We start from the raw sequence: 13182 nt of genomic DNA, 5'->3' as shown, positions 1-13182 counted from the left end.
AACCTGACGGGTGGTTGGACCGGCAGCCCCGGCGGCGGGCATGAAGAACGCTCCTGGTAGACGGGTTCACGACCAAGATCACCAGTCCGCCAGGAATTTCACGTGCTTGTCTACCCGTCCGGCATCGATCTGTCCAGCCGCGCCCTGCGGCATCTCTCCAGTGTTCTCGCAGGTCACCGCCGTCGGATCGGTTCGCGCTGGCGGCGCCTGACCTGCGGCCGACAGGCCATGCTCGTCCTGGCCCACCTGCGCTGCGGCGACACCTACGCCCGCGTCGCCGCTGGCTTTCGCATCGGGATCGCCACGGCCTATCGCTACATACGCGAGGCCGTCGACCTCTTGGCCGCCCTCGCGCCCACGCTGGAACAGGCCATGACATCCGTCCGGAATAAGGCGTACGTGATTCTCGACGGCACGGTGCTGCCGATCGACCGCATCGCCGCAGACCGGCCGTACTACTCAGGGAAGAAGAAGCATCACGGGATGAACGTGCAGGGCCTCGCCGATCCCGCCGGACGCCTGATCTGGGCCTCGGAAGCACTGCCGGGAGCCACACACGACCTGACCGCGGCGCGGGCCCACGGCATTCCCGCCGCCCTCGCCGCAGACGACATCAAGTGCTGGGCCGACAAGGCGTATCAGGGCGCCGGCAATGCGATCCGTGTCCCGATCCGTGGCAAGCACCTGCGCGGCTGGCGCCGACGTCACAACCGGGACCACACGAAGATCCGCAGCCTTGGTGAACGCGCCATGGCGACCCTCAAGTCCTGGCGGCTCCTGCGGAAGCTCCGCTGTAGTACCACCCGCATCACAGCCGTCGCCCGAGCCGTCGTCGCCCTCGAACTCGCCAACTGATCAAGATGGAAAAGGCTCATTGTCGTATGGGGCGATCCGCACCATCCACTGAGCAGCACTTTGCCCCGCCGACCAAACGATCGACGGGGCGAAGTAGGCAAGCACCGGATTAACCAACGGCATTCGCAGATGCCCGGCCCGTGCGGTGGTGGTTAGTAGTCGGCGCGTTCGGAGTGCGGCCCGTACTCCTCGATGAGGTCGCAGGTGTACGTCCCGCCCGTGTAGGAGGCCTTGTTGAATACGTCGTGGTAGTTCCGCTGTGCCGGTGACGTCAGCGGCACAGCGGCGGGCGCCGGGGCGGCCTCGCCCTAATCCATGCTCAGCCTCGGGTCGCGTCGGTAGTCAGCCGTTCTACGCTGCCCTCATGGCACGCACATGGACAAGAATTCACGAGCATCTCGGATGCCCACCCGGGCCTCTCACCTTCGACATGGTCCGCCGGGCTACGGACGACGACTTGGACGAGTTCGACGACTTGGACTGGAAGGGGTCGCTTCCTCAACCGCCCAGGGATGGCCGTTGGAACGAGTTCGCCAAGGACATCGCGGCCATGGCGAACACCCGAGGTGGTCTGATCATCTATGGCGTAGAAGACAAGACGACCCGCTTGTTGGGCATAGACCCCCATGAAGCCAACCTGCAGCAGTACGCGCAGTGGATCCGCAACCACGTCCACCCATACCTGCCGGACCTGGACATGTTCGAGCTGACCGACGGAACGAAGACCGTCCTAGTCGTCGATGTGCCGGCCAGCGAGATGGCACCGCACCTGGTGTACGGCACCGCCGCCAAGGACAAGGATCAGCAAGCCGCGGTCGTCCCCTACCGGGACAACGACCATACCGCCTGGATGGCAGAGCACCAGGTTGAGCGCGCCTACCGCGACCGCTTCGCCCGTGTCGGCCTGGCAGAGGAACAACTCCAGCGCCACATCGACTTCACCACCAGGACCATCACCGGGCACGCTTCTGCGCCTTCGGCATGGTTCATCGCGGTCTCCCGACCGCAGCGGCCCCTGCCGCGCGGTGCCTACACGATGAGCCGGGGAGAGGCGCGGGAGGTCCTGGAGGCCGCCGAGACGCGAGCCCGCGCTCTGCACGGGAAGCCGCTGGTGCCAGGACCTCTGGTCGGTATGGGGCCGGACACGCTGCTCAACCCGCGCTCCGGCCTGCGCCGCTGGGTGTGCAGCAATCTGGAGTCGCCCATCAACCGGGAGATCATCACCGAGCTGCACTACGACGGCACCGTGGTGATGGCCGCCAACCTGTCCTATATCCGGGAGAGCGAGGAGCCTCCCGGCCAGGACGATGACCTCCTCGTATCCGAGCGCCTGGTGACGGCATGCTGTTACGACTTCGTCGCCACCGCGCAGGAGCAGCAGAGGAAGCTGCGCCTGGACAGCGCGCTGCAACTCACAGCGGTGATCATCTCACCGGACAAGCCCAGAGCCTTGGCACCGCTCACCTCGCAATGGGGCGATCTCCAAGGGTGGGAAAGCACGCCCCCTTACGCCCGCCGGCCCCACTACATCCAACCCGCGCACACATCACTCTCCCCGGTGTCGGCGGAGGAGGAGGGACGCGGCAGTGCCGACGAACTGTGCACGGATTTGATGAACCAATTCGGGCTGTAGTCCAGACCGGAGGCCATCGGCTATGCCATTCTCGGCACTGCCTGGCCGGCCCTCCGCTGATCGATCGATGAGTGCCCCCGCCCGGCACGGAGGACTGTCACAGGCACACGGCATTATCAGGAGATGGCCTCCACACAAGCGCCCCCGCCGACCTACCTGGATCGGCTGCGGTCGGACCTGGACCTGATCGAAGCAGGCTTCGTGCAGATCCTGGCGGACTCGCAGATCCGGAATACCGACCCCAACCGCGGACGCGGCTACGTGATGCACGTTGGTGCTCCGAAATGGGGCTGGGTGCCCAGCAGCCCAGAACTCGAGGCGCGACGCATGGAGCTGCTGGGCCGCGTAAGGGAATGGGAGCCCTTGTTCCGGCTCCTGTTCCCGCATCCGACGCCCGAGGTCACCAAGCGTCTTGAGCAGAGCCTCGGCCTGTTGATGCGCTGGCTTGAGCGCCCTCGTGACACGACGGTGCCTTCCACCACCGACAAGGCCACCGACTACGTGCGTCACGCCGTGACCACCCTCCGGCAATTGGGCGAGCTGCTGCCCCCAGACCCCTGGGCAGTACGTTTGGTGGTCGACACGAACGTCTTGCTGGACGACCCCGACGTAGCGATCTACACACCGCTGCTGGGGAAGCGGTACATGGTCCATCTGATGCCCGCTGTCCTGCGGGAACTGGACGACCACAAGCGCGCCGGACGTAACCCCGATATCCGGGACGCGGCGCAGAAAGCCGACCGCCGTCTGAAGGGGTTGCGGACCAACGGCGACATGCGGCGCGGCGTCCGTGCCGCGGCTGAGGTGCACGCCGTTTTCGAGCACATTGAACCCAAGGGCGACGGGCTGCCGAACTGGCTGGACCTGACCGTGCCTGATGACCGCCTGGTGGCCTCCACCCTCCTACTGCAGTCCCGGCACCCGGGATCTTCCGTCTACGTTGCGAGCGACGACATCAACCTCCAGACGAAGCTCGCAGCCGTCGGACTGCCGTTTATCCAGGCACCATGACCGGACCCCGGGCGTTTCGTACGCTCAGGACATGACGATGACGCCGCAGGAGTTCGAGGATCAGAAAGAGACCTTGGAGCTGATCAACAGCGAACTTGCGGCGCGGCTGGCGCGACAGTCGGAGTCGGGGGCGAAGGTGGACACCAAGGCCATCTTCCTGGTGGGGTTCGCTGCCACAGCCGCCCAGTTCCTGGCCTCCCGGAGCTTCGAGCCGTTCACCGGCGTCGCGGCCTTCGCGGCGTATGCGGTTGCCATTGGCTTCGGTATCTCGGTGTTCAACCTCGCCGCGTACGAGGACATCAAGCCGCGGGATGTCCTGGACACCTATGGGCGATCGACTAAGGGCGCGGCGCTGGGGGCTCTTGCCGGAACGAGGGTGGGCATGTTCGAGAAGAACGACACCCTGCACCAGCGGAAGACAAGACGCTGGACGGTCACTCTGGCCGCTGTCGCCGCAGGAATCCTCCTCTCAACTGTCAGCCTCGTACTGCACACTGACGGGCATGACAAACGCACAGAACCAGGGGAACCCGCCCCCACCTCCTCCACCGCCCCCGCCCAGCCTCACTGACTCCCTGAATAATCCGGCTCTTGTGGGCACGGAGAAGAGGAACGAAGGCGAGCCCGCGCGCAACAGAGCGGAGAACAGGGGACAGACCATGGAACGGCGCTGACCCGCCCCACCACACCTCGCTCGCCGTGGCGAGACAGCAAGAGGCCCCGGGCATCTGCGGATGCCGTTGGTTAATCCGGTGCTTGCCTACTTCGCCCCGTCGATCGTTTGGTCAGCGGGGCGAAGTGCTGCGAAGTGGATGGTGCGGATCGACATCCGCACCGACCCCATACGACAACGTCGGCCTTCGTCGGGTCGAGCGTACGCAACGAACGGGTGGACGCATGACGAGGCCGCCCCTGCCTGAGCGGCATGGGGCGGCCTTCGGCGGTCCTCGGTCAGACTCCGGAGAGCCGGTTGGAGAGGTCGAGGGCGTCCGTCGTGAAAGAGAGGGCGGCGCACAGGCCGGTCACCTCGTACAGGGTCGGACGGACCAGGCGCGGCCAGTCGTCCGGGGCGGCGGGCCAGGAACCGAGGAGTACCTCGGCCGTGGTCAGCCCCAGGTACGTCGTGACGTCCCAGCCGCTGCGCGAGGCGGGCTCCCAGCGCAGTCGGATGCGCCCGAGGGGAAGTTCAGGGGTTTCGGCAGCGAGCCAGGTGATGTTGAGGGGGCCGTCGGGGCGGGTGGAGATGCGCTGGAGAAGCGCGCTGTGTACGCCGTGCGGCATGGGGCGCGCCGCGACAGTGTGCAGTGCGAGGCGGGGCGCGGGGCGCGAGAGTGACGAGATGGGAAGCCTCCGTGATGGTAGGGAAGCGATCAGGCCCAGGTGAGGGCGTCGCGCGACCCCACCGGGAGGTAGTCCTCCTGGCCGTCGTCGGCGATGTACGCCTTGCCGTCGCGGACGACGACCTTGGCCCCCACGAAGTGGGCGAAGGGGAAGTCGGGGTTGACGGCGAGACGGACCGGCAGGTTGGGGTCGAGTTCCTGGAGCTGGCGGAGCAGGTGGCCGACGGTCAGGTACTGGGGCAAGGGAGTCTCCGTGAACGGTGGACATTGACGGGGCTGGTCGGCCCGACGACGGGGAGTCGTCGAGCCGTCGGTGGATGTTTGAGCGGAGCCTGATCGGCAGTCAGCACGAGGAGTTGGTGACGAGGGCGGCGAGGAATCCGGCAACGGCCTCGGAGGGGGTGTGGAGACCGAACTCCTGGACCCATGCGTCTCCATCGGCGGGCTGCACCCGGACGTGCCAGACGATGTTGCGCTGCCAGGCCGACTGGTCTTCGGGGAGCCAGCCGACGTACACACAGCCGTCGGGGCTGGTCGCGTGGACGTTGGCCTCGGGGGTGTCGACGATTGCCCACCCGAGTGCGTCCAGGAGATCGAGCACCGGGCCCGCACCGTGGTCGGCGGAGAGCCAGTGGAGAGCGTCCGCTGTGGGACGGACAAACGGCCGGAAGGAGGGTGGCAAAGGTGCTCACGGTTAGATGGGTCCCTTCGTTGAGCTGCGGTTTTCCCGATATCCGTACGTTGGCATGCGGCATGCCGAAGTGCGTAGTCGTTTCCCGGCAAGGACGTCTGCCGTGGGCGAACTCGGGGTCGTCGGCAGGTGACGGGAGACCCGGGAATGGACAGGCCACCGCGGTTGTCCTGCATGGGTTGCGGTGACGGGCCGCAGGCGAGAGAAGGGGGACAGCGATGGCCGAGGCGAGCAGACACTGGGACGGCGCCGGGTTGGAGCGCAAGATGCGCCCGGCGGGGCGGCCGTGGACCGTGGGCGACATCGCGATGGTCGCCGACGGCCAGTGGGGAGTCGGCGCACAGCCCGACCAGTGGCCGGACGAGGAGACGGTGGAGCGCCGGGTCGCCGAAGGCCGGCGCGTGGAGCTGACGATGGAGGAGCTGGCCCGCGCGGTGGGCCTCTGAGCCGAAGCGGGCCACCGCGACGAGAATCAGAGCTAACCGCTCAACGTCGGGGGCCCGTTGTGGGCGCCGACGGCCCGACGACAGCCGCCGGAGCGGCCGGTCCGGGCACGGCCCCCGGGGCGTGCCGCGTCTGCCCGGAGCGGGCGACAGCGGCCTGTGCCAGCCGAACCGTCGGCGCCTCAACCTCGGGTGCGGCGGCCTCACGAGCCTCCACCACGCGCCGGATCGCCTGGAGGTACCCACAGCTCTCCGCGTGGGCGACGCGGAGGCTGACCGCCGCTTCGGTGATCCGGTCGAGTTCGTAGAAGTCAGGCACGTACCCATGCCGGGACAGGGCGTGAAGACGGTCCTGGTGGACGGTTACCGCGTTGTCCGTGATGGCCAGGGCCGTTCGCGTGTGCATGGCGCAGCGCAGGAGCGGGTCCTCGCTGGGGCGGCAGACCCCGAGGACCTCAAGAGCTTCGATGGGCTGGCCCCAGGCGTTCTCGATCATGGCTGTGGCCTGGTCGAGCATGGTGGTGGTGGGCATGGTGGAACTCCTGTTGTGCAGGGACGGTCGCGATTGGAGCGCGGTTTGGGGTGGGAGTCAGCGCCCGCGCCGTGGCGCCGGCGAGCTGGCCGGCAGCCGGGCGGAGGTCGCGGTCGCGGGGTGTCCCGTCCGTTTCTGCGCCGCACCCGTGGAGCGGCTCTGGGCGGCCATCACCCGGAGGTCGGCTGCCGTGCGTGGTGCCCGCGCGGCACGGTGTACGGCCTGGGTGACCGCGGTACGCCGTACGTCCAGCGGAGTCGGAGCGCGCGAGACCTGAGCCTCCGCGATCGGCGAGACCGAAGCGACAGGGGTCATCGTGACCAGGTGCTGCATACGCCGGTCGATTTGGTGGCGTTCGCGGACCACCGGGGTCGAGTTCGCCATCACAGCGGCGGTTGCGGCGATCAAGTGGGACGGTGTGCGGGCCGTGAAGGTCGCTTCGGCACGAGTGCCCCAGCCCGGCGGGCCAGCCCACAGCTCAACGGTCGTGCGGTCGGAGCCGTAGCCGCGCCGATCGATAAGGATGCCCGCTTGGTCGTCAGGAGCGCTGATCTCGATGGTGCCGAGTTCAGCAGCTCCGTCAAGGTTCCAGCCGGCATCGGTCAGCGGCCGGACGGTGTCCCTCCAGGGGACGGTTGGCCCTGTCAAGAAGCGGCCGAGGGTGTCGGAGGCGATGGCTTCGTCGTAGTCCTGGACCAGTGCGGCGGTGAGGCCGGCGACCATCTCGGCCGGGGTGACGTGGTTGAACGTTGCCGTCCAGCGAGGCGCTGAGAAGGCGTCCTCGCTGCGCTGATCTTCCACAGTTCGAAGTCGTCGCCGAACCAGCCGATTCGAATCCGTTGGTCGGGAGAGGTTACGAGGAGCTGGCAGGGGCCCTCATCGAGGTACTGGTGTGGCCAGTGGGCGACGGGTGCGAAGCCAGCCTCGCCGGTCCCGTTGGAACCAGCCAGATACATGGGGCTGACCAGCAGCTCTTGGTACCGGTTCGGGTCGTCAGGGGCGTGCATGGTCGAGTCTCCGGAAGCGATGGAGGGGAACGGATCCGCGTGAGCAGTGGCGGGAGCCGCTGGAGCGCACACGCATGCTGTGGCGGCGGCGAGTGGCCTCTAGTTCTCACTCCCGTCACCGGCCCTGGCCCGGCGCCGACTGAGCGGTCACGGCCGCCGGCACCCGCGGTTCCAGCTGAGGCGCGTGGCTGAACATGACGTTCGACGCGGCGGCGCTCCGTCGTAGGGCCGCCGCGGTCCGGACGCTGTCGGCTCCCGCCCCCAGCGGAATGCCGACGTGGGTGCGCGTGGCTGCCGCTGCCGGACGCGGTGCCGCTGTTCCACCTCGCAGCGCGAAGGGCTGGCTCCAGTGCTCGACACTTGCGTAGATGGCCCCCAACGCCTGGCCGGCATCGGTGAGCACGTAAGGGTCTCCGTGCCGGGAGCCCGTCCGCGTGACCAGGCCATCGGCCTGAAGCCGGACAAGTCGCTGCCGTGCGAGGCCGTAGTCCAGACCGGCCGCCTCGGCGATGTGAACGAACCGCATCTGGCCGTCAGCCGAGTCGAGGGCCTGAATCACGGCAGTTGAGTGCCGAAGATGCAAGCGGCGCAGCGCGTCCTCGACACGCTCGGCTTCGGCCATCGGTTCCTGTGTCAGGTGGGTGCGGGACCAGTCCGACACCGTGCGGAGGACGGGGGCCAGAGACGTGCCGAGCGCGCTGAGCCGGTACGGCGCGCCCCGCCGGTCGTCATCGCGGATCACCAGTCCGTCAGCGTGCATCGTGGCCAGCCGTTTGCCGACGAACTGCTCACTGACGAAGGGGAGCTGCGCAGCAACGTCGCGGACGCGCACGGGGCCGTTCACCTGGGCCAGGGTCATCGCGGTCCAGGTGGTCCACTTGGGCCCGATCCGGGCGAGAGCCTTCTCGACGCGCTGGGCGTCGATGGAAGCGATGGAGAAGGTGGGAGGCAGGCCGGGGGTAGGCACGGTGGGGTCCTTATCGGGATGAGGTCAGCGTGAGCGGGGGGTCGCGAGGGAGGTCCTGGCGACGGGCGCGGCGGCCGAGTCGGCGAGCGCGCCTGACGTGGTCTGCGTGGTGGTGCGGCCGAGGGCGGCGGACACCCGTGAGGTTGTCGCGCGACCGTCACGCAGGGCGGCTTCCCCCCGCGGAGTGAGCGAGAGGAGCTGGCCGGGCTGGTACACGTTCTCGGTGATGTCCTGATGCAGTAGCCCGTCGGCGACCAGCCGCTGCACGGTCTGCGGGAAGACCGCCGGGTCCTGCCACTGGGCCTTCTCCCGCGAGATGTACGGGTCCTCGCCGATCGCGTTGCGGCGAAAGCGAACACCTCCGGCCGCAACCGCTTCGAGGGCTACCAGCCCGCGCTCCCCGGCGACGGCCCAGTCGTCGTCCCGGTGGGGCCTCGTCTTCTGGCCCGGCCCGTGGCTCTTGTTGCTCGCGCGTTGAGCAGGCTCGGGCGAGGAAAGAAGCCGGCGGTAGGCGGACAGGGACTCGACGAGCTGGCTGTATGCCCGGTCTTGCTGCGCCAGGCCGTCTCCGAGTTCGGGGAGTGCGGTCCGCAGCAGCGCGTACGAGACCTGGGCTCGGCCGACTTCACCGCGACCGATGCCTTCGAGCAGCCGCTGAGCGCGCTGGACCGCGTCGAGCACGCTTTCGTGTCGCTCGTCCAACGCCGCTGCGGCTTCGATGACGCGTGTAGCGGCCTGGTGCAGCGGCTCCTCCGGACCATGCGCGAGGGCGTGCACGCTGACATCCCCGACACCGAGCACTTCGACGACGAGATAAGGCCCAGGGTGTGTGTCTGCGTCGTACGGGTTCACTCCGTCGCCTCCATCCGGGCCAGCAGGGAGCGGACCAGAGCGGGCAGGCTCCCGGGATCGTTGTCGAGCCGAGGGCGGTCGCTCGCTTCGCGGAGGAGATCGGCGTCATCGAGCAGGCCGCTGGAGATCTCCATGCAGGCGTCGGTGATCCGGGCGGCGGCGAGTAGCGACTGGGAGAGAACCTCGACGTAGTCGTCCGGCGGGAGGCCGGCGGCCTCGGCTGCGTTGCGGACCGCCTCCAACTCAAGTGCGCTGAAGGCGAAGTCGAACTCGTCGTCCCGCTCGGTTCCGCCGGACGTGGCGGCGATCGGGGCGCAAGGCTCCGTAGGGATGCCCACGCGGGTACAGATCTCGTCGACCGAGGAGGTCAGCTCGGCGAACGACTCGGTGAGCCACCCCAGCGCGGAGGCGTAGGAGGCCAGAGCGAACAGGCCCGCCGAACCAGCGGGGCGTGGCTCGGCGGCCACGAAGCCCTCGAACCGGTCGTTCAGCCCGGTGATCACGCGGGGCCCAGCGGCCAGCGGACCCAAGACGGGGTGCAGGTAGGAGCGGGCGGCAGCCGTCGGGTACTCGGCGGCAGGGATGCCGCCGACGTTCTGAGCGGCCTCGGCAAGGAGATCCGCCAGCTCTGAACGGGTGAGCACAGTACGGTCGTTGGTCATCGCTGGGCGGCCTTTCGGGGGGCAGTGGCCGAGGGCGGCGCTGTTGACGGGGCAGTCGCGCGGCCCGCTGTCGGACGTTCGGCGGTGAGCGTCGAACGAGACCGGGCGGCCTGCACGCGGGCCTCCGTGGCGGAGTCCTGGCCGACCTCTTGCTGGGGGCCGGTCCGCAGATGGGCCGCGCGGTAGACCGCGTAGTCCTTCCGGCTGCCAGCGGCTACGAGGTAGATCTCGCGCTTGTGAGTCGAGGTCGGTGGGGCCTGGCGGAACTGGACGACCAGCCGGTAAGCGACCTCCGGGTCGACGTACACCTTGTGGAAGGCGGCGAGACGGCCCTTCAACGGCAAGCAGTCGTCGCTTCCGTGGACCAGGTTCTGCAGCTCTAGCAAGGCCAAATCGCGTATTCCAGCGGGGAGTTCCCGCAGGTCGGCGATGGCGTCAGGGTGCGCGGCGAAGGCGAAGCGGGCGCGGCTCACAGGAGCCTCCCCTGGACGGCGCGCTGAACCGGTACCGCCGCTGACGCGCGGGGCGCGTCGAGCCCGGTCTGCGGTGTCGGAGAGGCGGCGGACCGGGAAAGGGCGATGCGGGCCCGGACGACAGCACCGTTGTGGTCGCTGTACTCCGGAGGCTCGGGCAGCGGTTCGCTGCGCTCGTCCAGCCAGGTCTGGGCGACGCCGACGTCGGGGAAGGCGCCCTCGCGCATCGTGTACGTGCCGGCACCGTGGTTCCACTCCTCGTAGAAGAGGCGAACCGGTGCCTGGGTGGCCTGGGAGTCGTTGACGAGTGTCCACGCCTCGCTGGGGTTGTCGTCAGAGGTGTAGGTGTCGAGGACCTCGTAGCGGGTGCCCGACTTCTGGATCTGCTGTTCCACCTGGAGGGTGAGGTCGTCGGCGGGCTCGATGTAGTCGCCACCGCGCAATGCGATCCGTTCGAGCGGGCAGCCGCGCTCTGCCAGCCAGTTCTGTGCGAAGGACGCCGTGGCGTGGTGACTCGTCTCGAACGTGAACGTGGACTGCCGCAGATCCCGAGCCACTGCGATCGCAACGAGCTGTGGCTCGCCGGGTATCCCCCAGGTGACCGATCGGTCGTGGGCGAGGACGAAGCTGTGCGAACCGTTGGGCGTGGTGTGGTGCTGGGACAGCACCGTCAAGTCGCCAGTCCAGAGGGCCTCCATCGCCTCCTCGGAGTCGTCGTCGACCGGCGAGAGATCGTCGAGGCCGAAGTCGAGAATGTCGTTCACGCCGCCACCCCCGCCTGCTCGGGCGCCGGGGTGGCCAGCACCCGGTGGTTGGGGCGAGTTGCGCTGGTCGTGCAGGCCGCGAAGGGCCCGTCGGGTGCACGCAGGTGCGCCAGGGTCTGGTCCAGGTGGTCGCGGTGCCAGGTCGACGGGCCGGACAGGCCGGCCTCCGTATCGGTGAACTGCTGCCAGGCGAGCCAGAGTGCGTGGAGCCGGGCTACGGCCTCGGGGTGTTCGTGCCAGTGCGCGCACCATGGACGGCTCGTGCTGATTTCCCGGCCGTACACCGGCAGGAAGAGGTAGTTCACCCAGTCGCTGAGGGCAGCGAGTTCGACGGCGTATGCCTCGTTGCCCAGGGCGAGGATGAACACCGAGGCGGGACCGTCGGCCTCCTTGCCGGCAGCCGCCTCGGCTTCCGGAGCGCCGTCCGGCGGCTGGCTGGCAGCGGATTCGGGCTCGGAGCCGAGGCGGTCGAGGATGACGCCGTGCTGCCTGACCTCGGCCATGGTCTTGGCGAGGGTGCTGGCGAGGTCGTCAAGGTCTGCGTCGGGGACGCGGTACGGCTCGGGGCCGGGGGAGGTCGGGCTGGTGTCGGCCATGGGGGTGTGCTCCATCTGTGAGACGGCGACATGCGCGAGAGGATCCGGAGAATCAGCGGTTTGGTCCGGCCGGAAGAACGCGGTAGTGGAGCGCTATCGGTCGGCGCAGCGGGGACAGCGGGGAAAGGGTGGTGCCAGCAACTGCAAGGCACGCGCTGCCTGTTGTGGGACGACGCCGTTGCCGAGCGCGGTGAGCTGCGCTGGACGGCCGAGCCCTGGAGTCGCGGTGACCCAGCCGGCGTCGAGGCCCTGCATCCACTCCACGAAGTCCGAGCGGAGCCGACCGGCCGCGTCCGTGGGAGCCGGGGCAGGACGGGTGAGCCTCTCCCATCGGGTGATGGCGGATCCGTACGCTCCCCATCGCCGGTCCGCGCCCCCGCCTCCGGCGTCTCCTCCGCCCAGAGGGGCAGGACCACCGCCGACAAGGGAGGCCGCCATCCCTTCCCGGGGCGGCGGCCCAGGGTGCCCGTGTCGCTGGCCCTCGGCGTCGGCAACAGAGACGCCGCGGCACTGGGCAGGGTCATGTCGCCATTGCCGTGCCGCTGGTTCGGCGAACCCTTGATTCCGTCCGACGCCTTCGGGGTCGGCAGCAGCAGCCACTCGACCTCGTCGGCCAGGTTCGGACCGTGCCCCCCGCTCTTCCGCTTCGACGGATGCTGCGAGCCGCCGTTCTTCCCGATGTTGCTGGTCGGCGTCTTCAGCAGGGTGCCCGGCGGGCCATGCGGCGAGGAAGGTCCGCTCGCGGCGGTGCGGGGCCCCGACGTCGGAGGCGCGAAGCACGAGCCACTTCGCGTCGTACCCGAGGTCGGCCAGGGATCCGAGTACGGCACCGAGTGCCCGCAGAGGAGGCTGACCTGGGGTGTCTCCCAGACACCACGGGCAGGGTTCCACGTCGCCAGGGGAACCGGCGGGGGAGGTGAGGAGGCCGCGCACATTCTCGATCACAACCAGGCAGGGTCGGAGGGCATCGACCGCACGGGCGACGTGCAGCCAGAGCCCGGAGCGGGTCTGGGCGTTGAGTCCGGCCCGGCGGCCGGCAACGGAAACGTCTTTGACAGGGGAAGCCGGCCGTCAGGACGCACACCCGATGGGCCATGGACCAGTCGACGGCGGTGATATCGCCCAGGTTGGGGACGCCGGGCCAGTGGCGGGCCAGGATGCGTGAGGCGTTCGGGTCGACCTCGGCGTGCCAGGCCAGCGTGCCGCCGAGGGCAGCCTGCACGCCCAGGTCGAGGCCGCCGTACCCCGAGCAGAGAGACCCGATCGACGGGGCGGCGAGGTTCGGGGCCGTGGCGCGTAGGTCCGGCGCGGCTGAGTAGATGGGGTAGATCAAGGCGAGTTCCAGGGGCAGAAGAG

At 68.8% G+C, this 13182-nt stretch carries 16 protein-coding genes and 3 pseudogenes; 5 read left to right on the top strand and 14 right to left on the bottom strand.

Annotated features, from left to right (window positions below):
* Positions 1–102 precede the first annotated feature (102 nt).
* Positions 103–855: a transposase family protein gene (locus ACWGO0_RS15930; RefSeq protein WP_453534096.1), complete on the top strand. Its 753-nt coding sequence runs from the start codon at positions 103–105 to the stop codon at positions 853–855.
* 152 nt (positions 856–1007) lie between these two features.
* Here ACWGO0_RS15930 and ACWGO0_RS15925 read toward each other — a convergent pair whose 3' ends face one another.
* Positions 1008–1136 carry a hypothetical protein gene (locus ACWGO0_RS15925; RefSeq protein WP_453534094.1) on the bottom strand — a complete coding sequence of 43 codons (129 nt, stop codon included), beginning with the start codon at positions 1134–1136 and terminating at the stop codon, positions 1008–1010.
* 176 nt (positions 1137–1312) lie between these two features.
* Here ACWGO0_RS15925 and ACWGO0_RS15920 point away from each other — a divergent pair, with 176 nt between their 5' ends.
* From ACWGO0_RS15920 to ACWGO0_RS15910, 3 genes are all read left to right on the top strand, one after another.
* Positions 1313–2488 carry an AlbA family DNA-binding domain-containing protein gene (locus tag ACWGO0_RS15920; protein WP_453534091.1) on the top strand — a complete coding sequence of 392 codons (1176 nt, stop codon included), beginning with the start codon at positions 1313–1315 and terminating at the stop codon, positions 2486–2488.
* Positions 2489–2611: 123 nt separating this feature from the next.
* Complete coding sequence (locus ACWGO0_RS15915; protein WP_453534088.1) at positions 2612–3499, top strand: PIN domain-containing protein; 888 nt, start codon at positions 2612–2614, stop codon at positions 3497–3499.
* Positions 3500–3530: 31 nt separating this feature from the next.
* The gene (locus ACWGO0_RS15910) at positions 3531–4070 is read left to right on the top strand and encodes a hypothetical protein (RefSeq protein WP_453534085.1); all 540 of its coding nucleotides are present in this window, start codon (positions 3531–3533) and stop codon (positions 4068–4070) included.
* A gap of 380 nt (positions 4071–4450) precedes the next feature.
* On the opposite strand, the gene ACWGO0_RS15905 is transcribed toward ACWGO0_RS15910, so the two are convergent.
* The 3 genes from ACWGO0_RS15905 to ACWGO0_RS15895 all read right to left on the bottom strand — a co-directional run bounded on the left by ACWGO0_RS15905 (position 4451) and on the right by ACWGO0_RS15895 (position 5440).
* A complete protein-coding gene (locus ACWGO0_RS15905) occupies positions 4451–4780 on the bottom strand; it encodes an esterase (protein WP_453534082.1) in 330 nt (109 codons plus the stop codon).
* An 89-nt stretch (positions 4781–4869) separates the two neighbouring features.
* Positions 4870–5082 (bottom strand): hypothetical protein, encoded by a 213-nt coding sequence (locus tag ACWGO0_RS15900; protein WP_453534079.1) that lies wholly within the window; start codon positions 5080–5082, stop codon positions 4870–4872.
* A 100-nt stretch (positions 5083–5182) separates the two neighbouring features.
* Positions 5183–5440: a DUF317 domain-containing protein gene (locus ACWGO0_RS15895; protein ID WP_453534076.1), complete on the bottom strand. Its 258-nt coding sequence runs from the start codon at positions 5438–5440 to the stop codon at positions 5183–5185.
* Positions 5441–5748: 308 nt separating this feature from the next.
* On the opposite strand from ACWGO0_RS15895, the gene ACWGO0_RS15890 reads away from it, so the two are divergent.
* Positions 5749–5976: a hypothetical protein gene (locus tag ACWGO0_RS15890; RefSeq protein WP_453534073.1), complete on the top strand. Its 228-nt coding sequence runs from the start codon at positions 5749–5751 to the stop codon at positions 5974–5976.
* Between the two features lie 40 nt (positions 5977–6016).
* Here ACWGO0_RS15890 and ACWGO0_RS15885 read toward each other — a convergent pair whose 3' ends face one another.
* The 10 genes and pseudogenes from ACWGO0_RS15885 to ACWGO0_RS15840 all read right to left on the bottom strand — a co-directional run.
* Complete coding sequence (locus ACWGO0_RS15885) at positions 6017–6505, bottom strand: hypothetical protein (protein ID WP_453534070.1); 489 nt, start codon at positions 6503–6505, stop codon at positions 6017–6019.
* 57 nt (positions 6506–6562) lie between these two features.
* Positions 6563–7512: pseudogene (locus ACWGO0_RS15880) on the bottom strand (DUF317 domain-containing protein).
* A 115-nt stretch (positions 7513–7627) separates the two neighbouring features.
* Entirely contained in the window at positions 7628–8479 is an 852-nt protein-coding gene (locus ACWGO0_RS15875) for a winged helix-turn-helix transcriptional regulator (RefSeq protein ID WP_453534067.1), read from the bottom strand.
* A 24-nt stretch (positions 8480–8503) separates the two neighbouring features.
* Positions 8504–9331 carry a large ATP-binding protein gene (locus ACWGO0_RS15870; protein ID WP_453534064.1) on the bottom strand — a complete coding sequence of 276 codons (828 nt, stop codon included), beginning with the start codon at positions 9329–9331 and terminating at the stop codon, positions 8504–8506.
* Complete coding sequence (locus ACWGO0_RS15865) at positions 9328–9993, bottom strand: hypothetical protein (protein WP_453534061.1); 666 nt, start codon at positions 9991–9993, stop codon at positions 9328–9330. The genes ACWGO0_RS15870 and ACWGO0_RS15865 overlap by 4 nt, the downstream gene beginning before the upstream one ends.
* Entirely contained in the window at positions 9990–10466 is a 477-nt protein-coding gene (locus tag ACWGO0_RS15860; RefSeq protein WP_453534058.1) for a hypothetical protein, read from the bottom strand. Before ACWGO0_RS15860 ends, ACWGO0_RS15865 begins: the two co-directional genes overlap by 4 nt.
* Complete coding sequence (locus ACWGO0_RS15855) at positions 10463–11230, bottom strand: glycosyl hydrolase (protein ID WP_453534055.1); 768 nt, start codon at positions 11228–11230, stop codon at positions 10463–10465. The genes ACWGO0_RS15860 and ACWGO0_RS15855 overlap by 4 nt, the downstream gene beginning before the upstream one ends.
* Entirely contained in the window at positions 11227–11826 is a 600-nt protein-coding gene (locus tag ACWGO0_RS15850) for a DUF4913 domain-containing protein (RefSeq protein ID WP_453534052.1), read from the bottom strand. The genes ACWGO0_RS15855 and ACWGO0_RS15850 overlap by 4 nt, the downstream gene beginning before the upstream one ends.
* A 93-nt stretch (positions 11827–11919) precedes the next feature.
* Positions 11920–12825 (bottom strand): annotated as a pseudogene (locus ACWGO0_RS15845) (DNA cytosine methyltransferase); the annotation flags it as partial.
* Between the two features lie 121 nt (positions 12826–12946).
* Positions 12947–13048: pseudogene (locus tag ACWGO0_RS15840) on the bottom strand (DNA cytosine methyltransferase); the annotation flags it as partial.
* Between the last annotated feature and the right edge of the window lie 134 nt (positions 13049–13182).

This window comes from Streptomyces sp. NPDC055749 (assembly GCF_053617235.1).
Note: the sequence above shows the minus strand (reverse complement) of the source record. Positions and strands in the feature narration are given on the sequence as shown.